Here is a 25,593-nt window from a genome sequence, read left to right as displayed (position 1 = left end):
CTCCGGCTCAGTCGGCCGCCGGGCCCTCGCCCGGCTGCGCGGGGGCGATCCCGTCGGCGGGTGCGGCCGCCACCGGGGTCTCCGGGTCGGTGACCGCGACCATCGCCGTCCGCAGCACGCGGTCGCCGCGGCGGAAACCCTGCCGCAGCACCGTCGTCGCGGTCGGGACGTCGACCTCGGCCGAGGTGTCGTGGATGACCGCCTCGTGCAGCGCCGGGTCGAACGGGTCGCCGGCCACGCCGAAGGCCGCGACGCCCAGGCCGTCGAGCAGCCCCAGCACACGGTCGGCCACGACCTTGAACGCGCCGCTCAGGTCGCCGTGGTCCCGGGCCCGCTCGATGTCGTCGACGATCGGGAACAGCTGGGTGGCGAACCGCTCGGCGGCCTGGTCCACCACGAGCTGACGGTCCCGGTCCACCCGCCGCCGGTAGTTCGCATACTCGGCGGTGACCCGCTGGAGGTCCTCGGTCCGTTCCGCCAGCTGGCGGGTCAGGTCGTCGTCCACCACCATCGGCTGCGCGCCGTCGGCGGCCTCGTGCTCGCTCATCTGCTCCCCTGCTGGGTGTACGCCCGTGCGGGCGCCGGCCGGCTGCTCACCGGCCGGCACCCGCACGGTGCCGCTGGTCGGGTCGATGCGCCGCTTGTCGCGGATGACGACCCGCGGCTCCTCTTCCCTGTCCGTCATCGGCGGTCGTTGTCCTCGTCGATGATCTCGGCGTCGACCACGTCGTCGTCCGACGCGGTGGCACCGGTCGCGCCACCGGGCGTGCCGGCGTCGCCGGCACCCGCGCCGGGCGCACCCGCGGCACCGGCTCCCGCCTCGGCCTGCTGGGCGTAGAGCGCCCCGCCGACCTCCTGGGAGACCCGGGCGACCTTCTCCTGGGCCGCCTTGATCGCCGCGATGTCCGAGCCGCCGAGGGCCGAGCGCAGCTCGGTGAGGGCCTCGCCGAGCTCCTCCTTCTTGTCGGCCGGGATCTTGTCACCGTTCTCGGCCAGGAACTTCTCGGTCTGGTACTGCAGCGACTCGGCGAGGTTGCGGGTCTCGGCCTCCTCGCGGCGGCGCTTGTCCTCCTCGGCGTGCGCCTCGGCGTCCTTCATCATCCGCTCGATGTCCTCCTTGGGGAGGGCCGAGCCACCGGTGATGGTCATCGACTGCTCCTTGCCCGTGCCGAGGTCCTTGGCGTGGACGTGGACGATGCCGTTGGCGTCGATGTCGAAGGCCACCTCGATCTGCGGCACGCCGCGCGGCGCCGGGGGCAGACCGGTCAGCTCGAACATGCCGAGCTTCTTGTTGTACATGGCCATCTCGCGCTCGCCCTGGAAGACCTGGATCTGCACGGACGGCTGGTTGTCGTCGGCCGTCGTGAAGATCTCCGAGCGCTTGGTCGGGATCGTGGTGTTGCGCTCGATGAGCTTGGTCATGATCCCGCCCTTGGTCTCGATGCCCAGGGACAGCGGGGTGACGTCGAGCAGCAGGACGTCCTTGACCTCGCCGCGGAGGACACCGGCCTGCAGGGCGGCACCGATGGCCACGACCTCGTCCGGGTTGACGCCCTTGTTGGGCTCCTTGCCGCCGGTCATCTCCCGGACGAGGTCCGTGACGGCAGGCATGCGGGTCGAGCCACCGACGAGGACGACGTGGTCGATCTCGCCGACGGAGATGCCGGCGTCCCGGATCGCCTGGTTGAACGGCGCGCGGGTGCGCTCGAGCAGGTCCTGCGTCAGCCGCTGGAACTCGGCCCGGGTCATCGTGACGTCCAGGTGCAGCGGGCCCTCGGCGCCGGCAGTGATGTAGGGCAGGTTAACGTTCGTCGACTGCGCGCCGGACAGCTCGATCTTGGCCTTCTCGGCGGCCTCGCGGAGCCGCTGCATGGCCAGCTTGTCCTTGGACAGGTCGATGCCGTTCTGGGCGTTGAACGTCTGCACCAGGTGCTTGACGACCCGCTCGTCCCAGTCGTCGCCACCGAGGTGGTTGTCACCGGCGGTGGCCTTCACCTCGATGACGCCCTCGCCGATCTCCAGCAGGGACACGTCGAAGGTGCCACCACCGAGGTCGAAGACGAGGATGGTCTGCTCGGTCTCGCCCTTGTCCAGGCCGTAGGCCAGCGCGGCCGCGGTCGGCTCGTTGACGATGCGCAGGACGTTGAGGCCCGCGATCTCACCGGCCTCCTTGGTGGCCTGGCGCTGCGCGTCCTCGAAGTAGGCGGGGACGGTGATGACCGCGTCGGTCACCGGCTCGCCGAGGTAGGTCTCGGCGTCCCGCTTGAGCTTCTGCAGGACGCGGGCGCTGATCTCCTGCGGGGTGTAGCGCTTGCCGTCGATCTCCGGCGACTTCCAGTCGGTGCCCATCTCGCGCTTCACGCTGCGGATGGTGCGGTCGACGTTGGTGACCGCCTGGTTCTTGGCCGACTGGCCGACGAGGACCTCGCCGTTCCGGGCGAAGGCGACGACCGACGGCGTGGTGCGCGAGCCCTCGGAGTTCGCGATGACCGTCGGCTCGCCGCCCTCGAGGACGGTGACGACGGAGTTCGTGGTGCCGAGGTCGATACCGACCGCTCGAGCCATGGAGCTGGCCTCTCTTCCGTGTGTTCCGGGGTGGTGCTTCGTCCGTGTGGGGAGCTGGTGTCCGCCTTGCGCGGGGTCCACTCAACTTTCCTACACACCCTAACGGCACCCGCGGCGGACGTGTTCCCGGGTGTCGGAGTCTCTTCCCACCGCCGCTGCCGGGTCGCCGATGATCAGCTCAGCTGATCGTCGCGGGTCCGAGCTCACTACCGGAGCTGAGCCAGGACCCGTGGTGGCGAGCCTGGACACCAGGATGACGTCAGGCCGACCGCCACGACGGCACGGAGTCGCGGACGACGACGAAGCGGCGCGGCCCGATCAGCGGCGTCGCCAGCAGAGCACCGAGACGGGCGCCCACCCGCTTCCACGCGGGCCCCAGGTCTGCTCGGACGACCCGCTGGACCCGGATGTCGAGGTCACGCAGCCGGTCTTCGCGACGCTTCTCCTCCCACAGCACCCGCGCCGGCGAACGGCCGTCCCGAGGCGCCTCGTACTTGACCAGCCCGTCGAACTCCACCGCGACAGCCGCCTCCTCGTACCAGGCGTCCACCCGCGCGACGAAGCCCCGGGCGTCACGGATCTCCACCTGCAGCTCGGGCGCGGGCAGGCCGCTCGCCAGGATGCGCAGTCGCCCGAGCGTCTCGAGCGGGGACTCGGCGCGGGCGTCGGCCAGGTTCGCCGCTCGTGCTGCGTCGCCGATCCCGGCCCAGTGCCGCTGCGCCAGCACCGCGTCCGTGAGGTCCGCGTGCGACGACAGCCCGGCGTTGAGGGCGGCGTCAATCGCCACGACGGCGTCCTCCAGCGGCCACTCGCGCGCACAGTCGACCAGCGTGCGGGCGGACGCAGTGATCCTGAAGGCGCCCAGCGCACGGACGTCGAAGGGCAGCAGCGTGGCGCGGGCGACCTCGTAGCCCCGCCCGCGTCGCCACTGGACCTCATCAGTGAGGCGGACGACCTCCGGGGCGGACGACGGGACGACGATGCCGCTCAGCCGTGCGGCCGACGCATGGCTGACCACGGGTCGCCCGCGGAGCCGGACCAGCACCGCCGCGCACTCCAGCCGGTGCCTGCCCATCGGGTCCGCGTCCACCGCTGCCAGGACGGCCCGCTCGGCGTACACGCCGCGCCGCAGCCGGACCCAGCGACCTCGCGAGACCTCTGACTGCACCTCCTCGGGGGTGTATCCGGCTCGGATGGCGTCCTCGGAGGCGAAGGCGCCGAATTGACGGTCGGCCACGACGCGCAGGGCTGGATGCACGGAAGGACTCTCGATCAGCCGTGGCGGCCGCGGAACAGGCACCGGACATCTGTGGACAGCGCCCTCCTGACTCAGCTGATCGGATCCTGGCTCAGCACCAGAGTTGAGGCAGGACCCACGATGACCAGCTCAGCTGATCATCGTGAACAGCCGGCATCCGGCGTGCCGGGCGCGGCGGCAATGGGGTTACCGACGAGTAGCCTGGAGGGCCGACAGCTATCGTCCGACGCGCACGGGCGCCGGTGCCCGCGCACGGCCCTCGACGGCGGCGAGTCCACCCGCCGTCGTGGCGGGCGGGGGATCGACCGACGCCTCCTGGCGTCCGGGAGGGATGTTCGATGGGCCCCTTGCAGATCGTCCTCGGGACGATCAGCGTGCTCTTCCTGGTCGTGTCGGTGGTGCTCGCCTACCGGGCGGTCCGGGCCATGGTCCGCATCATCCGGACCGGCCAGCCCGACAGCACCCGCAACGGCCCGGTGGGCCCGCGGTTGAAGACGCTGGTCGTGGAGTCGCTCGGGCACACCCGGATGCTCAAGTGGTCGTCGATCGGCGTCGCCCACTGGTTCGTGTTCCTCGGCTTCTACGGCCTCTTCCTAACCCTCGTCGAGGCCTTCGGCGAGGTCTGGGACCCGGCCTTCCACCTGCCGCTCATCGGCGAGTGGGGCCTGTGGAACCTCTTCGCCGACGTGATCGGCACCGGCACGATCATCGGGATCCTCTACCTGATCTACCGGCGCCAGAAGGACCACCCGCGCCGGCAGGGCCGGGCCAGCCGCTTCGCCGGCTCCAACGAGGGCCGCGGCTACTTCGTCGAGGCCGTCGTCCTGACCGTCGGCGTGTGCATCCTGCTGATCCGCGCGCTGAAGATCTCCTCAGGCCTCACCGACGCCCCGGCCTGGTCGCACCCCGTCTCCGGCCTGCTGGCCACCGTGCTGCCCGACAGCCCGGACCTGCTGAGCGTCGTCGCCTTCGTCAAGATCGTCGTCTCGCTGACCTGGCTCGTCGTCATCAGCCGGATCCTCAACATGGGCGTCGCCTGGCACCGGTTCAGCGCGTTCTTCAACATCTACTTCAAGCGCGACCCGGACGGCGCCCCGGCGCTGGGCCCGCTGCAGCCGATGACCTCCGGTGGCGAGCCCATCGACTTCGAGGACCCCGACGAGGACGCGACCTTCGGCCGCGGCAAGATCGAGGACTTCACCTGGAAGGGGATGCTCGACTTCACCACCTGCACCGAGTGCGGGCGGTGCCAGAGCCAGTGCCCGGCGTGGAACACGGGCAAGCCGCTCAGCCCCAAGATGGTGATCATGGACCTGCGGGACCACCTGTACGCCAAGGCCCCGTACCTGCTGGGTCAGCAGGCCGCGTCCGAGACCGCCCCGGACTACGACGTCCTCAAGCCCAGCGACGAGCAGGTCTGGACGTCGGGCTACGCCCGCATCGAGGGCACCAACGACGCGCAGGCCCACCGCCCGCTGGTCGGCACCCTCGAGGAGGGCGGGGTCATCGACCCCGACGTGCTGTGGAGCTGCACCAACTGCGGCGCCTGCGTCGAGCAGTGCCCGGTCGACATCGAGCACGTCGACCACATCGAGGACATGCGCCGCTACCAGGTGCTCATCGAGTCCAACTTCCCCTCCGAGGCCGGCGTGATGCTGCGCAACCTGGAGAACCGGGGCAACCCGTGGGGCGTCCAGGCCAGCACCCGCGAGGACTGGATGAAGGAGCTGGACTTCGAGGTCCGGCAGGCCGACGGCCCGCTGCCCCTCGACGTCGAGTACCTGTTCTGGGTCGGCTGCGCCGGCGCCATCGACGACCGCGCCAAGAAGGTCACCAAGGCCGTCGCGGAACTGCTGCACACGGCCGGCGTCGAGTTCGCCGTCCTCGGCTCGGGCGAGACCTGCTCGGGCGACCCGGCCCGCCGCATGGGCAACGAGTTCGTCTTCCAGATGCTCGCCCAGGAGAACGTGGCCACGCTCGACGGCGTCTTCGAGGGACGCGTGCCGGGGATGCGCAAGATCGTGACCACCTGCCCACACTGCTTCAACTCGCTGGGCCGCGAGTACCCGCAGGTCGGCGGAGAGTACGAGGTCGTCCACCACACCCAGCTGCTCAACCAGCTGGTGGCCGACGGCCGGCTGACCCCGGTCACGCCGGTCGACCGGAAGGTCACCTACCACGACCCGTGCTTCCTCGGCCGGCACAACAAGGTCTACACGCCGCCGCGGGAGATCCTCGGGTCCGTCCAGGGCCTGTCCACCCAGGAGATGCACCGCTGCAAGGACCGCGGCTTCTGCTGCGGCGCCGGCGGCGCCCGCATGTGGATGGAGGAGAAGATCGGCAAGCGGATCAACGTGGAGCGCACCGAGGAGGCGCTCGGCCTCGATCCGGACGTCATCTCCACCGCGTGCCCGTTCTGCATCACGATGCTCAGCGACGCGCTGACGTCGAAGAAGCAGGCCGGCGAGGCCGCCGAGCACGTCGAGGTCCTCGACGTCAGCCAGATCCTGCTGCGCTCGCTCGCGCCGGTCGGCACGCCCGGCACGGAGCACGGCGCGGAGGTCGGCACGAAGGGCGACGACGTGGCCGGCACCGGCTCGGCGGCGACGGAGCACGGCGCCCAGCACTGAGAAACACCCCCTGCCCCCACCACTCGCAAGCTCGCGGCCGGGCCCTGCAGGGGGCTCATCGTCCCGCGCGCTCTCCGGCCGGCGACCCCCCGGACGGCGGCCGGGGAGGCCGGGGGACCATCGTCGGGTGACCCGCGCCGACGCCCTCGCCCCCGCCGGCGGGGCCCGCCGGGGGCTGGTCCTCGTCGGGACGGCGATCGTGCTCACCGGGCTGAACCTGCGGACGGCGGTCAGCAGCGTCGGCCCGGTGCTGCAGGAGATCCAGGCCGGGCTGGGCATCTCCAGCGGTCTCACCGGGCTGGTGACCAGCCTGCCGCTGATCTGCTTCGCCGCTATCGGCTTCGCCGGGCCCCCGCTGAGCGCGCGGTTCCGCGACGGGCACGTGCTGGCCGGTGCGCTGCTGGCCATGGCCGCGGGCCTGGTCCTGCGGGCGGTGGCCGGGGCGTTCTGGCTGTTCGTCGCCGGCACCGTGCTGGCGATGGCCGGCGGCGCGCTGGGCAACGTGCTGCTCCCCAGCCTGGTCAAGCGGTACTTCCCGGCGCGGACCGGGCTGCTCGTGGGCGCCTACGGCACCGCGATGTCCGCGGGCGGGGCGGTGGCCTCGGTGTCGGCCGCGCCGATCGCGCGGGCCGCCGGGGACGCCGGCTGGCGCTGGGCCCTCGCGGTGTGGGCGGTGCCCGCTCTGCTGGCCGCGCTGCCGTGGCTCGCCGTGCGGCCCCGGGCGGGCGCCTCGCGCGCGACGCACGCGGCGCTGCCGATGCGCGCGCTGGTGCGCAGCCCCACGGCGGTCGCGCTGGCGGCCTACTTCGGCCTCCAGGCGATGCAGGCCTACGTCATCCTCGGCTGGACGGCGCAGTACCTGCGCGACACCGGGCTGGACGCCGCGACGGCCGGACTGCTGCTCGGGCTGAACACCGTGGTCTCCGTGCCGCTGAACGCGATCGTCCCACCGCTGTCGGTGCGCCCGCGGCTGCAGCGGCCGCTGCTGGTGTTCTTCGCCGCCTGCTACCTCGCCGGCTGGCTGGGGCTGATGCTGGCCCCGCTCACGGTGCCGTGGCTGTGGATGACCCTGCTCGCGGTCGGCATGAGCACCTTCGCGATGGTGCTCGCGCTCATCGGCCTGCGCGCCCGCACGCCGGAGACCACCGCGGCCTTGTCCACCGTCGTCCAGGGGTGGGGGTACGTGCTGGCCGGGGCCGGGCCGCTGCTGGTCGGCGTCCTGCTCGGCGCCACCGGCAGCTACGCCGGCATGTTCGTCCTCGCGTTCGCCGGCGTCGCGGCGCTGACGGCCACCGGCTGGCTGGCCACCCGGGCGCGGTACGTGGACGACGAGGTGGCGGCCCGCGCGGCGGTCGCCCCGGTCAGGGAGCCGGACGCCGCGTCTCGGCGCGGGTGAAGTTGCGGAACGACCGCGAGGGCGTCGGGCCGCGCTGGTCCTGGTAGCGGGAGCCGTAGACCGCCGAGCCGTACGGGTGCTCGGCCGGGGTGGTCAGCCGGAACAGGCACAACTGGCCGATCTTCATGCCGGGCCAGAGCGTGATCGGCAGGTTGGCCACGTTGGACAGCTCCAGCGTGATGTGTCCGGAGAAACCCGGGTCGACGAAACCCGCGGTGGAGTGGGTCAGCAGGCCCAGCCTCCCGAGCGAGCTCTTCCCTTCGAGCCTCGCTGCCATGTCGTCCGGGATGGTGACGACCTCCAGCGTCGAGCCGAGCACGAACTCGCCCGGGTGCAGCACGAACGGTTCGTCGCCGTCGGGCTCCACGAGCGTGGTCAGGTCGTCCTGCTGCTGGGCCGGGTCGATGTGGGTGTAGCGCGCGTTGTTGAAGACCCGGAAGAAGCGGTCCAGCCGGACGTCGATGCTCGAGGGCTGCACCAGCGCCTTGTCGTAAGGCTCGATGCCCAGGCGGCCCTCGGAGATCGCGGCGGTGATGTCGCGGTCGGACAGCAGCATGCGGCGGAGTGTAGGGACCCCCCTCCGGCCTGTCGGCCGGGCGGCGGAGTCCCGGGACCGCGCCCGCTCACCACTCCGGGCGAATCCGCACCGCACGCCCTCAACCGGACGCGCCGGGACGCCGATCCGAACCCGCCGGTCCTTCCCGACCGGCCGGAACCCGGGGCCCCGTGCCCCGGCGGAGTGGAGGGTCCGTGTCCCAGTCCCGAGGAGCGCCGCTGCGCCGCGGCGCCCTGGCGGTCGTGCTCGTCACCGCCTCGGTCGCCGGCTACGCCGGCGCCGCCGCCTACAGCGCACTCGCGTCCCCGGTCGTGCCGGTGGCCTCCGACTTCGGCCCCGACGACGGGCTCACCCGTTACGTGCTCACCGCCGGCGCGGGCGTGTCCCCCGCCGACCTGGTCCGCGCGGTCACCCCCGCCGACGGCGTCGTGAACGCCCAGCCGGTCGGCGACGATCGCGTCCTGGTGGCCACCGAGGGCCTGGCGCCGCACGACCTGGAGGCGCTGCCCGGCATCGCCGACGCCAGGTACTCGCCGCCGGTCCCCGTGGCCGCGGGGTCGGTCGCCGACCCGTACTGGCCGCAGTACGGGTGGAACCTGGAGAACACCGGCACGAACGCGCCCAACCAGGCCGCGGTGGCCGACGCCGACGGCGACGTGACCACCGGCTGGGAGGTCGGCACGGGCGAGGACGTCGTCGTCGCCGTGATCGACACCGGCTACGACTCCGACCACCCGGACCTGGCCGGCGCGCTGTGGACCAACCCGGCCGAACCCTGCGGTCCGGTCGACCGCGACGGCAACGGCAAGGCCGGCGACTGCCACGGCTGGAACTTCACGACCAACAGCGCGGACGTCGACAACGGCGCGGGCGGCACCCACGGCGCGAGCGTCGCCGGGGCGGTCGGCGCCCGCGCGGGCAACGGCCTGGGCACCGCCGGCGTGGCCCCGGACGTGACGATCATGCCGCTGGTCATCGGCAGCGGTGGCGGGGTCGACGTCGTCCTCGGCGCCGAGGCGATCCGCTACGCGGCCGACCACGGCGCCGACGTCGTCAACGCGTCGTGGGGCGGGGCCTTCGGCGGGTGGGCGCTGGACAACCTGCGCGCCGCCGTGGCCTACGCCGAGTCGAAGGGCGTGGTCGTGGTGGTCGCGGCCGGCAACGACGCCCGCGACCGGGACGCCGCCCCGGTGTACCCGGCCAGCCTGACCGAGCCCAACGTAGTGACCGTCGGGTCGTCGACCGCCGCGGACACCCGCAGCGACTTCTCGGCGTGGGGCGCCGGCTCGGTCGACCTCTTCGCGCCGGGCACGGTCGTCTTCACCACCTGGAACGACGGCGGCTACCGGCTGATCAACGGGACGTCGATCGCCGCGCCGCAGGTCGCCGGCGCGGTGGCGCTCTACCGACAGGCGATGCCGGGCGCGACACCGCGGCAGCTGCGCCAGGCCCTGCTCGAGGACGTCGACCCGGTCGGCGCGTTCGCCGGGCGGTCGGTCACCGGTGGCCGGCTCTCGCTGAGCCGCCTGCCGGCCCGCGCCGCGGACACCGTCTCCTACACCTTCACCTCGATGACCGCGCCCGCCGGCGTCGTCACCCCGCGCGTGGCCGCGGCGGGCCCGGCCGCGGCCGGCGAGTACGGCGTCACCCTCGGGCTCGGCATGGAGCACGAGGGCGAGATCTGGGCCGTCTCCGGCGTCGAGCTCACCGTCGGCGGCACCACGTTGGCGACCGACGACACCGGGACCGTGCACCTCCCACTCGGCCGGGCGACCGACCCGGCGGCGCTCGCCCTCTCCCCCACGGTGGAGCTCGGCGACGGCCGGTACGTCCTCACCGTCCAGCTCGACCGCGACGGTGCGGCCCTCGGCCGGACCCACGCCGCCCCGCTGCTGGTCGGGGCCGCGGCGGCGCCCGCGCCGGGCGGTGGCAGCTCGCCCGGCACCGGCACCGGCAGCGGGTCCGGCACCGGCGGCTCCGGCACGGGCACCGGCGGCACCGGGTCCGGCAACACCGGCACCGGCGGCTCCGGCACGGGCTCCGGCACCGGCACCGGCTCGGGCTCCGGCACCGGCGGCACCGGCACCGGCTCCGGCACCGGCACCGGCTCCGGCAGCGTCGGCTCGGGGAGCTCCGGCGGCAGCGGGACGGACCGGTCCACCTCGACCGGCGGCGGCTCCGGCAGCAGCGAAGCCGGCGGGTCCACGGGGACCGGCGCCGGCGGCAGCGGGTCGGGCGGCTCGGGCCGCAGCGACGCCGGCAGCGGGTCGGGGACCACCCCGGACGCGCCGTCCGGCGGCACCACGCCGACCGTCCCGGACGTGCCCTCGGGCACCCGGACCCCGACGACCCCCGAGGCCCCCGGCGGCTCGGGCGCCCCCATCCCCGGCGGCCAGAACGTCTACCCCTCCGTCGGCCCCTTCGGGATCACCTCGCTGAGCCCGGCCCGGGTGAGCACCGCCGGCGGGACGCTGGTGACCATCACCGGCACCGCGCTGCCGGCCGACCCGCGGGTCCGCATCGGCGACTCGGCGGCGGCCACCGTGGTCCGCGCGTCGGCCACCCAGGTCGTCGTCCGGGTCCCCGCCCGGGCGGCGGGCGTGTACGACGTGCACGTCTTCGCCCCGGACGGCCGGCAGTCGGTGCTCGTCGCGGCGCTGACCTATGCCGACCCCACCGGCGGGACGGCGCCGGGCGGCAGCGCGCCCGGCGGGACCGGCACCGGCGGCACGGGCGGCGGCTCCGGCACCGGTGGCACGGGCACCGGCGGGTCCTCCGGCGGCGGCACCGGCGGGTCCTCCGGCGGCGGCACCGGCGGCTCCGCGGGCGCCGGCGGGTCGGCCGACGTGCGCACCGGCCCGCACGGGCTCCGGCTGGTCCGCAGCCCGGTCTTCGCCGGACTCCGCACGGTCTGGTCGACCGACTGCTCGGGGACCTGCCGGGGCGTGCGGGTCTGACCCCTCCCGCGCCACCGGCCGGCCCCGCGTGGGCCGGCCGGGGGCGCGGACGCCGTTCCCGGCTCGGTGGCCGACGGGATCGCCGCCGTGGTCGACGGCTCGGCGTCCCTGGGCCCCGGCGGCCAGGACGTCACCGGGCTGTCCCAGCTGGCCGAGCGGCTGCGCTCGGAGGCGACCGGCTTCCTCGGGGAGATGCGCCGCTGAGGTCCGGGGTACCGTTCGGTCCCGGTGCCCGGCTGCTGCCGGGGCACCGGGACCGACGTGTGTCCGGGCCACGTCGGTGGGGCTCAGGAGACCAGCACGGGGAGGTGCGCCGGTACGTGAGCACAGGCGCCCGCCCGTCCCCGGCCCCGGGGGACGACGAGCTCTTCCGTGACGGTGGTGAGAACGGCCAGCTGATGGCCGCCTTCGACTGGTCCACCACGCCGGTGGGCCCGGTCGGGCAGTGGCCAGCCAGCCTGCGGCACGCCGTCCGCACAGTGCTGGTCTCCCGGTTCCCGATGATCCTGGCCTGGGGACCCGGGTACACCGAGTTCTACAACGACGCCTACGCGACGCTGATCGGCACCAAGCACCCCGGCGCCATCGGCGACGACCTGCGGGTGACCCTGGCCGAGGGCTGGGCGGCGCTGCAGGAGCCGGTGGAGCACGCGATGGCCGCCCGCGAGGCGTCCTGGCTCCCGCAGCTGCTGCTCCTGCTCGAGCGCGCCGGCTACCGCGAGGAGACCTACTTCACCGTCTCCCACGCCCCGGCCTACGGCGACGACGGCCGCGTCGCAGGCATGCACGCCGTGTGCACCGAGGTCACCGGGCAGGTGCTCGCCGAGCGCCGGCAGCGGCTGCTGCACGACGTCGCGACGTCGACCAGAGAGCTGGTCGACGAGGCCGCGACGGTCGCCGCGATGACCGCCGCGCTGGCCGGTGACCGGCTCGACGTGCCGTTCGCCGCCGTCTACCTCGCCGCCCCGGACGCGCCCGGACTGCGCCGCACCGCCGTGGTCGGCTGCACGCCCGAGCACCTGCCCGAGGTCGCCACGGCGCCGGGAGAGCTGCTCCCCCGGGACGTCGCCGCGCTCGGCGTCCCCAGCGGGCCCTTCGGCGACGCGGTGACCGAGGGCGTCGTCCTCCCGCTCGGCGGTCCGGACGGCGAGGCCGTGGGCGCGCTGGTGGTCGGGGTGAACCCCAACCGCGCGCTGGACGAGGAGTACCGCTCCTTCCACGAGCTGCTGGCCGGCCAGTTCACCGCCGCCGTCCGCAACGCCCGGGCCTACGCCGCGGAGCGCGCCCGCGCTGAGGCGCTGGCCGAGCTCGACCGGGCCAAGACGGCGTTCTTCGCCAACGTCAGCCACGAGCTGCGCACCCCGCTGACCCTGCTGCTCGGCCCGATCGCCGACACCCTCGCCGCGAACGGGCCCGGGCTGCCCGACGACGTCCGCGAGTCGCTGACCCTGGCGCTGCGCAACGGCCAGCGCCTGCAGCGGCTGGTCAACGACCTGCTGGAGTTCGTGAGCATCGAGGCCGGCCGGGCGTCGGCGGTGCGGGTGGAGACCGACGTCGCCGCGTTCACCGCCGAGCTGGCCGGGGTGCTGCGCGCCGCCGCCGAGCGCGCGGGCCTGCGGCTCACCGTCGCCTGCCCACCGCTGGACCGGCCCGCGCACGTGGACCCGCGGATGTGGGAGAAGATCGTCCTCAACCTGGTGTCCAACGCGGTGAAGTACACCTTCGTCGGCGGCATCGACGTCACGCTGCGGGCCGACGGCGACGACCTGGTGCTGATCGTGGCCGACACCGGGGTCGGCATCCCCGCCGCGGAGCTGCCGCACCTGTTCGAGCGCTTCCACCGCGGCGTGGGCACCGCCGCGCGCAGCCGGGAGGGCAGCGGGCTCGGCCTGGCTCTCGTGCGCGAGCTGGCCACCCTGCACGGGGGCGCCGTCAGCGCCACCAGCGAACCCGGCCGCGGCAGCAGCTTCACGGTGCGCGTCCCCCTCGGCGCGCCCGACGCCCCGACCGGCGCCCCCGCCGTCCCGTCGGCGTCCTCGCGCGGCGGGGTGGTCACGCCGTGGGAGGACGTCGCGGACGACACGGGCCCGCGGACCCCGGCCGCCACCCCGGGCACCAGCGTGCTGGTCGTCGACGACAACGCCGACATGCGCGCCTACCTGACCCGGCTGCTGTCCCCGATCTGGACGGTCCGGACGGCGATCAACGGGCAGGAGGCGCTGGCGAGCGTCGCGGCCGCGCGGCCCGACGTCGTGGTGACCGACGTGATGATGCCCGGGCTCGACGGCTTCGGGCTGCTCCGCGCGCTGCGGGCCGACCCGGCGGTGCGCGACGTCCCGGTCGTGATGCTCACCGCCCGGGCCGGCCAGGAGGCGGCGGTCGAGGGCTTCTACGCCGGGGTGGACGACTACCTGGCCAAGCCGTTCGAGTCCGCCGAGCTGATCGGCCGGCTGCGCGCGGTCCTGGAGCGCGCCGCCGGCCGCGCGGGGGTGGGGAGCCGTCCCGCGGCCCCCGGCCCGCAGCCGCCGACCGTCGCGGCGGACGGTGACGCGACCCCCACGGTGCCGCCCCGCCCGCGCCTCCCGGGGACCCCGCACGCGGCTGCGCCGTCGGCCGCCCCGGCGCCGGCCGCCTCCGTCGACACCGCCGTCCGCCGGCAGTGGCGCTTCCCGGCCGACACGAGGTCCATCCCGGCACTGCGGCGGCGGCTGTGGGCGCTGTTCGCCGAGGCCGGCCTGGACGAGGACCTCGCCTACGACCTGGTACTGGCGGCCTGCGAGGCGGCCACGAACGCCATCGAGCACGCGCAGGAGCCGGCCGAACCGGTCGTCGACATCGGCGCCGAGGTGGTCGCCGGCCGCGTCGAGGTGACCGTCCGCGACCACGGCCGGTGGCGGGAGCGGGTGCCGAGCATGGACCGGGGCCGCGGCTCGATGCTGATGAGCGCCGTCGGAGAGGTCACCGCGACGCCCAGCCCCGCGGGCACCACCGTCGTCATCCGCGCCGGCGGCCCCCCGCTCCCCTCCGACGGGGCGCTCCGGTAAGCTCGAACAGCACTCCGCGGGTGTAGTTCAATGGCAGAACATCAGCTTCCCAAGCTGACAGTGCGAGTTCGATTCTCGTCACCCGCTCTCCTTCCCGGGCTGCGGCACGCGCCAGGGCGGCTGGGTGCCGCACAGGTCGATCTCCTGGGGCCTGGCCACCCTCCTCGGCGCGGCCGACACGCTCGGCGGGGACGTGTGAACCGACGACCTCCGGCCCGTCGCGGGTGACCCCACGCGACCGAGCGCGTCCGCCCTGGTCGCACCGTCACCCGATCCGGTCACGCCCCGTTTGCCGTGCAGGCGACCGGGCACCGACCCCGGGCCCGGTGTCGTCCACGAGGAGACGGAATGAGCGAGCCCGACCGCACCCGCACCCGCACCGACCTCGACCCCCCGACCGCGGTGGCCGCCCCCACCGCGCCGGACGGGGCGCACGCCACCCGCGGCGCCGCCCGGGACGCCGTCGACGCCCAGCACGCCCGCTACGGCGGCATCAAGTGGGGCGCGGCGTTCTTCGGCTGGCTGTCGGCCAACGGCCTGGCCGTGCTGCTGCTGGCCATCCTCTCGGCGGCCGGGGTCGCCTTCGGCCTGACCCAGGTGGAGACCGCGGACGAGGCCGCCCGGCAGGCCACCACCATCGGCCTCACCGGCGGCATCGCCCTGCTGGTCGTGCTCTTCCTCGCCTACCTCGCGGGCGGCTACGTGGCCGGCCGGATGGCCCGCTTCGACGGCGCCCGGCAGGGCCTGGCCGTGTGGCTCATCGGCCTGGTCGTCGTCCTCGTGCTCGGCCTCCTGGGCGTACTGCTGGGGGCGCAGTACAACGTGCTCTCCCAGCTGAACCTGCCGAGCATCCCGGTCAGCGGCAGCACCGCGACCACCGCCGGCATCGTCGCGGGCGTCGCGGCCGCGCTGGTCTCGCTGCTCGGCGCGCTGCTGGGCGGCGGGCTGGGGACCCGCTACCACCGCAAGATCGACCGCGTGGGCTTCTCCGCCTGACCGGTGTCACGGCAGCGGGGCCGCCCCTACTCCCCGGCCGTCGAGGCGGGCTCCTCGACGGCCGAGGGGCGGTCGACGGGCGACCCGCTGTCCTGCACGGCCTGGCTGCAGCGCGGCACGAGCAGCAGGACGGCGAGCACGATGGCCAGCCCGGCGAGGAAGGTGGCCGCGACGACCCCTCGGCCCCGGCGACGTCGGGCGGTGGGGTCGTCCCCGCCGGATCGGTCCCCGGGCCCGTCGCCGTGCGGTCGTGGATCGATCGGCGGCATCGTCGACTCCCGTCCGTGTCGGTCGCGCACTGCGTGCGCACCAGTCCCCTGCCCCGCCGGCGCACCGCCCATGCACGCCCCGTCCGGCCGTACCCTGCGCCTTCAGCACGAGTCGGGGAGGGGGCGGGGGCCCGTGCCACCGTGGCGGGACGACGTCCGCCCGACGTCCCTGGCGGCGCGGCTGCGCGCGGCCGGCTGCGTGTTCGCCGAGGAGGAGGCCGCCGCGCTGCTGGCCGCGGCGACCGGCCCGGACACCCTCGCGGCGATGGTGGCCCGCCGGGTGGCCGGTGAGCCGCTGGAGACGGTCCTCGGCTGGGCCGGCTTCTGCGGCCTGCGCGTCGCGGTGGGACCCGGCGTCTTCGTGCCCCGGCAGCGGACCGCGCTGCTGGTCGAGCAGGCCGTGGCACTGCTGCGGTCGGTCCCCGGCACCCCGGTGGTCGTCGACCTGTGCTGCGGCTCCGGCGCGGTGGGGCTCGCCGTGGCCGCCGGCGCCGGCCCGGTCGAGCTGCACGCGGCCGATGTCGACCCCGTCGCCGTCGACTGCGCTCGGCGCAACCTCGCGGCGGTCGGCGGCCGGGTGCGCCAGGGCGACCTCTACGCGGCGCTGCCCGACGGGCTGCGCGGCCGGGTGAACCTGCTGGCGGTCAACGCGCCGTACGTCCCGAGCGCGGCCATCGCGTCCATGCCCCCCGAGGCGCGCGACGCCGAGCCGTGGACGGCGCTGGACGGCGGCCCGGACGGCACCGACCTGCAGCGCCGGGTCGCCGGGGGGGCACGCTCGTGGCTGACACCCGGCGGGGTCCTGCTGCTCGAGACCAGTGCCGGGCAGGCGCCGCTGACCGCCGCCGTGGTGCGGACCGGCGGACTGCACGCCACCGTGGTGCGCGACGACGAGCGGGACGCGACGGTGGTGGTCGGGACGGCGGCCCCGGACGGCGTGTCCGAGTCGTCACCGTCCGCTTTGACACACCCGGTGACTGTGCGGGACGGATCAGTGACGCCGTGACCAGGGCGGATGCGGGCCCTTGGTCCCTGCCGCCCCGCAATGGGGCGATGCACGATCCCCGCATGGACGACGCGCACCGGCTCAGGGACGAGCCGGAACAGGATCGGCCGGGCTCGCCCGTCGCGGACGACGCCCCGGACGGGCACCACCGGGTGGAGCCGGTGCGGCTGGTCCCGCTGGTGCCGCGGCGGCAGCACCCCTGGCTGCTCGTCGAGGTCGACGGCGCCCCGGCCGCGTACGGCGCCCTGGTCTGGTCGCTGCGCGAGGCCGCCCGCCGGGAGGCCACCGTGGTCGCCGTCTGCGTGGTGGACGACGACGGCGAGGACCCGCTCGCGGGTCTGGCCCGCCCGGCACCGCGCGCGGGCGCCGCCGCGCTGGAGCGGCTGGAGGCCCAGGTGCTGCGGGCCATCGCCGAGACCGGCGTCTCCGGCCGGGTCCGCACCGCCGTCCTCGCCCGACCGGTGTTCGAGGCCCTGAGCAGCGCGGCCCGCGGCGCCGACCTCGTGCTCGTCAGCGGGCAGGGGAAGGCCCTGCTGCGTCCCGCCGTCCCCCGGCAGCCGACCCGCCGCCTGGCCCGCGGCGCGTGACGGGGGCCGCCATCACCACGTCGCCGCCGCGCCCCCGAGAGCACCCCGACCGCCGGGCCCTGACCCCGCCCGGCGCCGGGGCGGTCGGCCTGCCCTCGGTCGACGTGCCCGTCCGCGGCGGCCACCCGGCCGCGCACAGCGAGCGGGTCGACGTCACGCTGCGCGGGGTGGTCCGCGCCGCCCTCGAGGCCACCGGTGCCACGTACGGCGCGCTGGGCGTCCTCGACGACACCGGCGCGGGCTTCGAGCGCTTCCTCGTCGTCGGCATGGACGCCGCCACCCGCGAGCGGATCGGCCGGCTCCCCGTCGGGGCGGGCGTCCTCGGCCTGCTGCTGCAGCGACCCGAGCCGCTGCGCCTCGATGACCTGACCGCGCACCCGGCCGCGGTCGGCTTCCCGCCGGACCACCCCCCGATGCACGCCTTCCTCGGCGTGCCGATCCGGGTGCACGACGCCGTCTTCGGCCACCTCTACCTCACCGTCGAGAGCGGCGGCGGGTCGTTCTCCGACGCCGACGAGGCCGCGGCGGTGGCGCTGGCGGCCACCGCCGGCCTGGCGATCGCCAACGCCGAGCTGGTCGAGCGGGCCGAGCACCGCCGGGCCTGGGCCCAGGCCGGCACCGACATCGCGACCGCGCTGCTGTCCGGCGCCGACCCCGACACCGTGCTGCGCTCCATCGGCGAGCAGGTCGCCGGCCTGGCCTCGGCCGACGCCGCCGGCGTGCTGGTGCCCGACCCGTGCGACGAGGACTCCCTCACCGTCGTGGTCGCCGTCGGGCTGGACGACGACGACCCCGAGGGCGTGCGGCTGCCCCTCGTCGACACCCAGCTGGGGACGGCGCACCGCACCGGCGTGCCGGTGCTCATCCCGGACGTCCGCACCGCGGCGGTCGGGGGCCAGCGGGCGCCGGTGCTCGGCGAGCTGACCCACCGCTTCGGTCCCACGCTGATGATCCCGCTGGGCGGGCGCCCGGCGCTGGGCACCGTGGTCGCCATGCGGCTGCGCGGCCGCGAGCCCTTCGCCCCGGACACCCTCGAGCTCGCCTCCGCCTTCGCCGCCCAGGCCTCCGTGGCCCTGGAGCTGGCCCGCAGCCAGCAGCGGGAGCGCCGGCTGCAGGTGCAGGCCGACCGCGACCGGATCGCCAGGGACCTGCACGACCACGTCGTCCAGCGGATCTTCGCCACCGGCCTGGCGCTGGACCGGGTGAGCCGCTCGCTGGAGGACGAGCACCCCGCGACGGCGGCGGCGCTGGCCGAGCGGGTCGACGAGCTCGACGGCACCATCGCCCGCATCCGCTCGGCGATCTTCGAGCTGCACGAGGCCGACGACGCCTCACCTGACGCCGTCCGCACCCGGATCGTCGACGTCGTCCGCTCGATCACCGGCGGGCAGGGGCTGCGGCCGGACGTGCGGCTGCGCGGGGACGAGGACCTGCCGCCCGCGCTGCTGCCCGACGTCGTCGCCGTCGTCCGCGAGCTGGTGACCAACGTCGTCCGGCACGCGCAGGCCACCCGGGTGACGGTGTCGGTGACCGTCGACGCCGAGGTGCGCGTCGTGGTCACCGACAACGGAGTCGGGCTGCCCGCGGTCGCCGTGCGCAGCGGACTGACCAACCTGGCCGACCGCGCCGAGCGGCACGGCGGCCGGCTGACCACCTCCACCGGACCGAAGGGCACGCAGATCCGCTGGCACGTGCCGGTGTCGCGCCGGGACTGAACCGGCCTCCGGGTGACGTGCTGGAACGGCCCCCGGAAGGACCCTCCTGCCCCCACCACTCGCGGGCTCGCGGCGGGCCCCTGCAGGAGGGCCGCCAGGACGGGGTCCTCAGTCGGGGCGGTCGCGCAGCTCGGTGGCGAGGATCGCGGCCTGGGTGCGCCGCTCGAGGCCCAGCTTGGCCAGCAGGTGGCTGGTGTAGTTCTTCACCGTCTTCTCCGCCAGCCCCATGCGGACGCCGATCTGGCGGTTGGTGAGGCCCTCGCCGATCAGCCGCAGCACCGTGCGCTCCTGCTCGGTGAGCACGGCCAGCCGGCGGTCCCGCTCGGCCGGGCGGCGGCGCGCCGAGGCGGCGGCCCCGGCGTCCCGGTCGAAGAGCGTGCCCCCGTCGGCGACGGTCCGGACGGCGGTGACCAGCGCCGAGCCGCGGACCTGCTTGAGCACGTAGCCCGAGGCCCCGGCGGCGACGGCGGCGGCCACGGCGTCCTCGTCGGGGAAGCTGGTCAGCACCAGGCAGCGCAGGCCGGGCACCCGCTGGCGCAGCTTGCGGCAGACCTCGGCGCCGTCCCCGTCGGGCAGGCGCATGTCGACGACGGTGACGTCGGGCCGCACGGCCGGCACCCGGGCGAGGGCCTCGGCGACCGAGCCGGCCTCACCGACGACGGTGATGACCGGGTCCTCCTCCAGGACCTCCGCCACGCCCCGCCGCACCACCTCGTGGTCGTCGACGAGAAAGACGCGCACGGCACCGTCGCTCGCCCCCACGGGCAGCCCCCTCCGGAGAGTGACCCTCTTCACACAGCGTAGCCAGTGCCCGGAGGGGTCACCAGCCCACCGGCAGCTAGCCGGGCAGCAGGAGCGCCGCGTACAGCGTCAGGCCGGGACCGAACGCCATCGCCACGACCGGGCCGTCGACGTCGGCGAGCTCCTCGAGCACGAGCAGCACCGTGGCCGACGAGCAGTTGCCGTGCTCGGCCAGCACGTGCCGGGAGGCGGCCAGCTGCTCCTCGGCCAGGCCCAGGTGGTCGCGGACGACGTCGAGGATCCGCGGCCCGCCGGGGTGCACCGCCCAGCCGGCGACGTCCTCGACCCGCAGCCCGGCGCCGGTGAGCAGTTCCTCGACGACGTCGCCGACGTGCCGGGAGAGCACGTCGGGCACCCGCGGCGACAGCCCCATGCGGAAGCCCAGGTCGGTGACGTCCCAGGTCATGTGGTCGGCGGTCGAGGCGTCCGTGCGGGCCACCACGCCGGCCAGCCGCCGCTGCCCTCGTCCCGCCCGCCCGGGCTCCAGGACGACGGCCGCCGCCGCGTCGGAGAACAGCGCGTGCGCGATGACCTGCTCGAGCTCCCGGACCGGCGGCTGCACGTGCAGGCTGGTGAGCTCGCAGCACAGCAGGACGGCCGGGCGGGACCGGGCGGTCACGTAGTCGCCGACGGCGGCCAGGCCCGGGATCGCGGCGTAGCAGCCCATGTGCCCGACGAGCAGCCGCTGCAGCCCCGGCGGCATACCCAGGTCGCTGGCCAGCCGGATGTCCAGCCCCGGGGTGGCGTAGCCGGTGCAGGTGGCGACGGCGAACAGGCCGACGTCCCCCGGCGCCAGGCCGGCGTCGTCGAGGGCGGCGGCGACCGCCTGCTTGCCCAGCGGCAGCGCCTCCTGCACGTAGCGCTGCATCCGCGCGCCGGTGCTCCACCCGCTGATGTCCTCGTCGATCGGGTTGGCCACCGCGTGCCGGCGGCGCACCCCGGAGCCGGCGAAGACCCGCCTGGCCGCGCGGACGCCGTCGTAGTGACCGGCGAAGAAGCCGTCCCAGACCGCGTCCTGGTCGATCGTCGTCGGCAGCGCGCGACCGGCGCCGGTCAGGACGGCCGTCATCGGCGCAGCTCACGGGCGCTCATAACCTCGACCCTAGGGGCGGCCGGGGCGGCGCGCCGCCCCGTCGGGCGGCTCACCGGCGCCGCCCGTAGCCGGCGAAGACGACGGCAGTGGACCGGACCGGCTTCATGCGGACCGTGTCGCGCCGGCCGAGCAGCCAGGCCAGCGCCTCCCGGAACGAGGGCCGCAACCCGACCAGGCGGAGGTCCAGCCCGAGGTCGTCGGCGGCGGCGAGCAGGCGGGTGCGGTCGACGAACAGCGCGGGGTCATGGAGGCCCGGCGGCGGGCCGCCGGGCAGCCGCTCGGCCACGGTGACCATGAGGAACCGCCCGATCCGGGTGTCGGCCAGGGCGTCGACGACCAGCGTGCCCCCGGGTCGCAGCAGCCGGGCGCACTCGGCGAGCACGCCCACGTCGTCCTCGACGTGCTCGAGGATCTCCCCGGCCACCACGACGTCGGCGCACCCGCCGGCCAGCGGGACGGCGAGCACCGAGCCGCGCACCGCCAGGACGCCGTGCTCGCGGGCCAGCCGCAGGCCCGGCAGCCCGAGGTCAACCCCGACGTGCCGGTAGCCGAGCCGGGCCGCGTGCGGCGCCATGAGCCCGCCGCCGCAGGCGAGGTCGACGAGCACCGCCTCGGGACCGGGCGCCGGCGGGATGTGCTCGGCCCGCGAGGCCGCAAGCCAGTGCAGCGCGGCGAACTCGCCGGAGGCGTCCCACCACTGGCCGGCCAGCGCGTCGTACTGGGCGAGGTCGTTCCGGGGCAGCCGACCCATGCGTGCGGTTCAGCCCCTTTTCAGCGGATCGTGGCCCCAGTTCATCAGCGAGTAGCGCCACTTGGAGGTCTCGACGTCCGCCTTGGCCGGCTGCTGCGCCAGGTGGCGGGCGACGTAGCCGTGCACCTTGCGCATGTGGGCGAGGTCGTCGTCGCTGAGGTCGGACTTCTTCGTCCGGAGCAGCTCGACGATCCGGCGTCCCTCGGCGTGGCCGGTGGACTCTCCGGACCCGTCCTTCTTCTGGCCGACCGACTGCGACTCCTCGGTCTCCAGCCACTTCTCGAGCTCCGAGGGGCTCATGTTGACCGCCTCGTCGAACTCGCGGCGGACGGTGTCCAGGTCGTCGTCCTCGGCCATGCCTGCTCCAGCGGGTGTCGGCGCGGATCGGGCCGCGTGTCGGGTGCTGCTCGTCGCGGTACCGCAGGTGGGTGGTGCGGAAACGGACCGACGTGACCGGCGCGGCCGTCGCCCGCGGGCAGACGCCCGAGGAGGTGCTCGACCGCAACCTCGCCGAGCTGCTGCAGGAGATGCGGGTGGCGATCACCGGCGTGCAGATCCTGTTCGCCTTCCTCCTCACGCTGCCGTTCAGCGCCCGCTTCGGCGAGCTCGGCGCCTACGGGACGACGGTCTACGCGGTCACCCTGCTCAGCACCGCGACCGCGATGCTGGTGCTGATCGCGCCGGTCTCCTTCCACCGCACGCTGTTCCGGCAGCGGCGCAAGCAGGAGCTGGTCGCCTTCGCCGACGGCGCGCTGCTGGTGGGCTTGGCGCTGCTCCTGCTCGGCATCGCGGCGGCGGTGCTGCTCGTGCTCGACGTCGTCCTCGGCCGGTGGCCGGCCCTCGCCTGCTGCGCCTTCGTCGTGGTGCTGGGCCTGGTGGCCTGGTACGCCGTGCCCCTGTACCACCGGCGGTCACGCGACGGTTGAGGCCCTGGGAGATGCTGCGCGGGTGAACGTCACCGTCGTGGGCAGCCTCAACGAGGACGTGCTGGTCCGTGTCCCGAGGCTGCCCGGGCGGGGCGAGACCGTCGTGGGGCGGCAGACGGTCCTGGCGCCGGGCGGCAAGGGCGCCAACCAGGCCGCGGCGGCCGGTCGGCTCGCGGGGGCGGTGGCCATGGTCGGCCGTGTCGGCGACGACCCGGCCGCCGACCGGCAGCTGACCGCGCTCGCCGACGCCGGGGTGGACGTCACCGCGGTGGTGCGGACGGCGGGGGTCCCCACCGGCAGCGCGACCATCCCGGTCGAGGACGCCAGCGGCGAGAACCTCATCGTCGTCGTCCCGGGGGCCAACGCCGAGCTGGGGCCCGCGGACGTCGACGTCGCGGCGGTGCGCCGGGCCCGGGTGGTACTGCTGCAGCTGGAGGTGCCACTGGAGACGGTGCAGGCCGCGGCCGCCCTGGCACCGGGCACCGTCGTCCTCACCCCCGCGCCGCCCCAGCCACTGCCGGACGGACTGCTCGCGCGGGTCGACGTCCTGGTGCCCAACGAGCACGAGCTGCTGCACCTCTGACCGGCGCGCCCCCCGGCGACCGGACGCCGGGCGAGCTGGCGCAGCTGGCCCGCGGCCTGACGAGCGGCACGGTGGTGGTCACCCTGGGCGGGCGGGGCGCGCTGCTCGTGCCGGACGACGGCCCGGCCCTGCTGCAGCCGCCGCTGCCGGTGCGGCCCGTGGACACCACCGGCGCCGGGGACGCCTTCTGCGGGGCGCTCGCCGTCGCCCTGGCCGCGGGCCGGCCAGCGGCCGAGGCGGTGGCGAGCGCGGCGACGGCGGCGGCGCTGTCGACCGCCGGGCCCGGCGCCCGCGGGGCGTTGCCCGACGCCGCCGCGCTGGCCGCGGCGCGGTCCGGGCTGCCGGTCGCCGTCCCGGTGGCGGAGGCGGTTGACCGGGCCGCCGGCCGGGCACAGGCTCGGCCAGCCGACGACCGAGGAGGACCCGCGATGACCGACCCGGAGCGCCCACCGCACACGCCCGAACCCGCCGAGGGCGGCGACCCGCCCGGTCAGGAGGACGCCGGCCGAACCCCCCGCGCCGAGGAGCCCGCGGAGGGCGGGGACGTCCCCACCGAGGGCGCCGACACCCCCTGATCGGTGCGGACGTGGGCCCGACCGCGTCTGCACCGGGGTCGCCACGCCGGGAAACGTGACGCATCTCTCCGTGACTCCCGCTCAACTCACCGTCGCGGGTCTGTTTCGCGCGCGGTCGCCCAGGGGACGCTGGCTGCCATGGAGGACACCCAGCACCAGCCCCGAGTAGGTACCGAGACGTCGGAGGAGCGCCCGGCCGATGAGTCGCAGGCCCAGCAGGCCTCGGTCGCTCCCCTGGCCCGGCTGCTGGCCAACCCGCGCCGGACCCGCCGGGCCTGAGTGAGGGAGGACCCCCTGCGCCCCACAGTGTGAGGATCCTGCAGGAGGACCCCGTCCTCCGCACCGCTCGCGAGTTCGGGGCGGTGCCCGGGACGGGGCCGCCCCGGGGTCACGGATCGTCACACCCGCCCCACGGATCCCCGTCGTCCCGGTCAGCTCGGGCGTACCTCGTCACTCACCGCAACCACCTGCCGGCAGGTTCCGGCGTGCCGCGAACTGCTCCGTCACGCCCTGCGGCAGCATCGCCGACGTGACCGCAGCCGCCATCCCCCTCACCGCCGACGACACCTCGGTCCCCGTCCGCCGGAGCCGGGCCGAGCGGCAGGCGATCGTCCTGGACACCGCGGAGCGGCTCTTCGCGACCCGCAGCTCGCGCAGCGTGGGGATGGACGAGCTGGTGCGCGAGACGGGGCTGGGCAAGATGACCGTCTACCGGCTGTTCAAGAGCAAGGACGACCTGGTCGGCGCCTACCTCGCGCGCAAGGCGGCCACCGTGCTCGCCCGCATCGACGCCGAGCTCGAGCGCCTGGAGGGCGACCCGCGGGCGGCGCTGCTGTCGGTGGTCGACACCGTCGAGGCCGACGTCACCCGTGCCGGCTTCCGTGGCTGCCCCTTCACCAACGTCAGCAGTGAGTACGACGACCCGGAGCACCCCGCGCGCAGCGCCGCCGCCGACTACAAGTTCGAGCTGCACGCCCGGCTCGAGCGCCTCGCCGAGCAGGTCGCCCCGGGCTCCGGCGAGGACCTCGCCGCGCAGGTCCACCTGATCATCGACGGGATGTACCTCTCCGGCGGGCTCCTGGGCCCCGACGGCCCCGCCTCGCACGGCCGCCGGCTGGCCGAGCGGCTCGTCGACACCGCCGCTCGCTGAACCTGCGGAGCCGCCGAGCGGCCCGCAGGATGGGGCGGTGAGCACCGACCGCAGCCGGCCCGACCTCGACGACACCACCGTGGAGGGCCTCGGCAAGCTCTCCGAGGCCCTCGAGACCATCGAGCAGGCGCGCGGCCAGCTGTACGGCTTCCACCAGCACTCCGGCAAGGCCGACCTGCTGCTCCAGGACGCCGTCGAGCTCCTCCGCAAGGCCGGCCACACCCAGCTCGCCGACGACCTCGACCGCGACCTCGTCGGCCGCAACGTCGTCGCCGACCGCTGGACCTTCCAGATCGTCGAGGACTACGACGCCAACTACTGGTCGGTCTTCCGCGACTTCGACCAGCGGGCCCGCGACGAGCTGGCCGACGGCGACCGGCACGTCTACGAGGCCCGGATGAAGCAGCGCGAGCGCACCCAGGGCCACCCCAACCACGAGGCCGGCCCCGTCCTGGACGAGTGAAGAAGGACCTCCCTGCCCTCGCCACTCGCAAGGTCGCGTCGGGACCCTGCAGGGAGGCCGAGCGGAGTCGCGACCTGGCCCGCGCCCGCCGCAGACTGGGCCCATGACGATGCCCGAGCCCGACGAGCCGCGCGACGCCCAGCCCCTCGGCAGCGAGGCGGCCCCACCCGGTGACCCGGAGTCCCAGGGCGGCACCCCCGGCCCGGCCGACGGCATCGCCGGTCCGAGCTGGCCGCCGGCCGGGACCGAGCCGGAGGCGCAGCGCTGACCGT

At 75.2% G+C, this 25,593-nt stretch carries 25 protein-coding genes and 1 tRNA gene; 17 read left to right on the top strand and 9 right to left on the bottom strand.

Going from position 1 to position 25,593, the window contains the following annotated elements; genetic code table 11:
- Positions 1–7 precede the first annotated feature (7 nt).
- From grpE to BLW63_RS14515, 3 genes are all read right to left on the bottom strand, one after another.
- Positions 8–685 (bottom strand): nucleotide exchange factor GrpE, encoded by a 678-nt coding sequence (grpE, locus tag BLW63_RS14525; RefSeq protein ID WP_091157642.1) that lies wholly within the window; start codon positions 683–685, stop codon positions 8–10.
- Complete coding sequence (gene dnaK / locus BLW63_RS14520) at positions 682–2,565, bottom strand: molecular chaperone DnaK (RefSeq protein ID WP_091157639.1); 1,884 nt, start codon at positions 2,563–2,565, stop codon at positions 682–684. The genes grpE and dnaK overlap by 4 nt, the downstream gene beginning before the upstream one ends.
- Before the next feature lie 259 nt (positions 2,566–2,824).
- Positions 2,825–3,823: a type IV toxin-antitoxin system AbiEi family antitoxin domain-containing protein gene (locus tag BLW63_RS14515; protein WP_244522585.1), complete on the bottom strand. Its 999-nt coding sequence runs from the start codon at positions 3,821–3,823 to the stop codon at positions 2,825–2,827.
- A gap of 338 nt (positions 3,824–4,161) precedes the next feature.
- Here BLW63_RS14515 and BLW63_RS14510 point away from each other — a divergent pair, with 338 nt between their 5' ends.
- Positions 4,162–6,453 carry a (Fe-S)-binding protein gene (locus BLW63_RS14510; protein ID WP_091157633.1) on the top strand — a complete coding sequence of 764 codons (2,292 nt, stop codon included), beginning with the start codon at positions 4,162–4,164 and terminating at the stop codon, positions 6,451–6,453.
- A gap of 127 nt (positions 6,454–6,580) precedes the next feature.
- On the top strand, positions 6,581–7,849 hold the full coding sequence (locus tag BLW63_RS14505; protein ID WP_091157628.1) for an MFS transporter: 1,269 nt from the start codon (positions 6,581–6,583) through the stop codon (positions 7,847–7,849).
- On the opposite strand, the gene dcd is transcribed toward BLW63_RS14505, so the two are convergent.
- A complete protein-coding gene (gene dcd / locus BLW63_RS14500) occupies positions 7,815–8,405 on the bottom strand; it encodes a dCTP deaminase (protein WP_091157623.1) in 591 nt (196 codons plus the stop codon). The genes BLW63_RS14505 and dcd overlap by 35 nt on opposite strands.
- 194 nt (positions 8,406–8,599) lie before the next feature.
- On the opposite strand from dcd, the gene BLW63_RS14495 reads away from it, so the two are divergent.
- From BLW63_RS14495 to BLW63_RS14480, 5 genes are all read left to right on the top strand, one after another.
- Entirely contained in the window at positions 8,600–11,362 is a 2,763-nt protein-coding gene (locus BLW63_RS14495; RefSeq protein ID WP_139263545.1) for a S8 family serine peptidase, read from the top strand.
- A 66-nt stretch (positions 11,363–11,428) separates the two neighbouring features.
- Complete coding sequence (locus BLW63_RS26850; protein WP_170856782.1) at positions 11,429–11,566, top strand: hypothetical protein; 138 nt, start codon at positions 11,429–11,431, stop codon at positions 11,564–11,566.
- 116 nt (positions 11,567–11,682) lie between these two features.
- Positions 11,683–14,406 carry an ATP-binding protein gene (locus tag BLW63_RS14490; protein ID WP_244522584.1) on the top strand — a complete coding sequence of 908 codons (2,724 nt, stop codon included), beginning with the start codon at positions 11,683–11,685 and terminating at the stop codon, positions 14,404–14,406.
- A gap of 16 nt (positions 14,407–14,422) precedes the next feature.
- Positions 14,423–14,493 (top strand) — tRNA-Gly (locus tag BLW63_RS14485).
- A 261-nt stretch (positions 14,494–14,754) separates the two neighbouring features.
- A complete protein-coding gene (locus tag BLW63_RS14480; protein ID WP_091157613.1) occupies positions 14,755–15,402 on the top strand; it encodes a hypothetical protein in 648 nt (215 codons plus the stop codon).
- Positions 15,403–15,428: 26 nt separating this feature from the next.
- Here the strand turns inward: BLW63_RS14480 and BLW63_RS14475 are convergent, their stop codons facing one another.
- Positions 15,429–15,671: a hypothetical protein gene (locus BLW63_RS14475; protein WP_091157609.1), complete on the bottom strand. Its 243-nt coding sequence runs from the start codon at positions 15,669–15,671 to the stop codon at positions 15,429–15,431.
- A gap of 133 nt (positions 15,672–15,804) precedes the next feature.
- Here BLW63_RS14475 and BLW63_RS14470 point away from each other — a divergent pair, with 133 nt between their 5' ends.
- From BLW63_RS14470 to BLW63_RS14460, 3 genes are all read left to right on the top strand, one after another.
- Complete coding sequence (locus tag BLW63_RS14470) at positions 15,805–16,677, top strand: putative protein N(5)-glutamine methyltransferase (RefSeq protein ID WP_244522583.1); 873 nt, start codon at positions 15,805–15,807, stop codon at positions 16,675–16,677.
- A gap of 62 nt (positions 16,678–16,739) precedes the next feature.
- Entirely contained in the window at positions 16,740–17,264 is a 525-nt protein-coding gene (locus BLW63_RS14465; RefSeq protein WP_170856781.1) for a universal stress protein, read from the top strand.
- Positions 17,261–18,979 (top strand): GAF domain-containing sensor histidine kinase, encoded by a 1,719-nt coding sequence (locus tag BLW63_RS14460; RefSeq protein WP_244522582.1) that lies wholly within the window; start codon positions 17,261–17,263, stop codon positions 18,977–18,979. The genes BLW63_RS14465 and BLW63_RS14460 overlap by 4 nt, the downstream gene beginning before the upstream one ends.
- A 108-nt stretch (positions 18,980–19,087) precedes the next feature.
- Here the strand turns inward: BLW63_RS14460 and BLW63_RS14455 are convergent, their stop codons facing one another.
- The 4 genes from BLW63_RS14455 to BLW63_RS14440 form a co-directional block, all read right to left on the bottom strand.
- The gene (locus BLW63_RS14455) at positions 19,088–19,741 is read right to left on the bottom strand and encodes a response regulator transcription factor (protein WP_091157596.1); all 654 of its coding nucleotides are present in this window, start codon (positions 19,739–19,741) and stop codon (positions 19,088–19,090) included.
- 76 nt (positions 19,742–19,817) lie between these two features.
- Complete coding sequence (locus BLW63_RS14450; RefSeq protein ID WP_091157591.1) at positions 19,818–20,849, bottom strand: type III polyketide synthase; 1,032 nt, start codon at positions 20,847–20,849, stop codon at positions 19,818–19,820.
- 73 nt (positions 20,850–20,922) lie between these two features.
- Positions 20,923–21,624 carry a methyltransferase domain-containing protein gene (locus BLW63_RS14445; RefSeq protein WP_091157587.1) on the bottom strand — a complete coding sequence of 234 codons (702 nt, stop codon included), beginning with the start codon at positions 21,622–21,624 and terminating at the stop codon, positions 20,923–20,925.
- A gap of 9 nt (positions 21,625–21,633) precedes the next feature.
- Positions 21,634–21,981, bottom strand: coding sequence for a DUF3140 domain-containing protein (locus BLW63_RS14440; RefSeq protein WP_091157581.1), 348 nt, complete (start codon positions 21,979–21,981; stop codon positions 21,634–21,636).
- Positions 21,982–22,052: 71 nt separating this feature from the next.
- Between BLW63_RS14440 and BLW63_RS14435 the strand changes: the two genes are divergently transcribed.
- From BLW63_RS14435 to BLW63_RS26840, 7 genes are all read left to right on the top strand, one after another.
- Positions 22,053–22,550, top strand: coding sequence for a DUF6328 family protein (locus tag BLW63_RS14435; protein WP_091157576.1), 498 nt, complete (start codon positions 22,053–22,055; stop codon positions 22,548–22,550).
- A gap of 22 nt (positions 22,551–22,572) precedes the next feature.
- Positions 22,573–23,133 (top strand): PfkB family carbohydrate kinase, encoded by a 561-nt coding sequence (locus BLW63_RS28590; protein WP_280140525.1) that lies wholly within the window; start codon positions 22,573–22,575, stop codon positions 23,131–23,133.
- A 71-nt stretch (positions 23,134–23,204) separates the two neighbouring features.
- Positions 23,205–23,708, top strand: a complete 504-nt coding sequence (locus tag BLW63_RS28585) for a PfkB family carbohydrate kinase (RefSeq protein WP_280140524.1) — start codon at positions 23,205–23,207, stop codon at positions 23,706–23,708.
- A gap of 138 nt (positions 23,709–23,846) precedes the next feature.
- Positions 23,847–23,987, top strand: coding sequence for a hypothetical protein (locus BLW63_RS26845; protein ID WP_170856780.1), 141 nt, complete (start codon positions 23,847–23,849; stop codon positions 23,985–23,987).
- A 250-nt stretch (positions 23,988–24,237) separates the two neighbouring features.
- On the top strand, positions 24,238–24,858 hold the full coding sequence (locus BLW63_RS14425; RefSeq protein WP_091157571.1) for a TetR/AcrR family transcriptional regulator: 621 nt from the start codon (positions 24,238–24,240) through the stop codon (positions 24,856–24,858).
- 37 nt (positions 24,859–24,895) lie between these two features.
- Positions 24,896–25,321 (top strand): hypothetical protein, encoded by a 426-nt coding sequence (locus BLW63_RS14420; RefSeq protein ID WP_091157568.1) that lies wholly within the window; start codon positions 24,896–24,898, stop codon positions 25,319–25,321.
- A gap of 103 nt (positions 25,322–25,424) precedes the next feature.
- The gene (locus tag BLW63_RS26840) at positions 25,425–25,589 is read left to right on the top strand and encodes a hypothetical protein (RefSeq protein ID WP_170856779.1); all 165 of its coding nucleotides are present in this window, start codon (positions 25,425–25,427) and stop codon (positions 25,587–25,589) included.
- Positions 25,590–25,593 lie beyond the last annotated feature (4 nt).

The organism is Geodermatophilus africanus, assembly GCF_900107105.1.
Taxonomy (GTDB): Bacteria; Actinomycetota; Actinomycetes; order Mycobacteriales; family Geodermatophilaceae; genus Geodermatophilus; species Geodermatophilus africanus.
Note: the sequence above shows the minus strand (reverse complement) of the source record. Positions and strands in the feature narration are given on the sequence as shown.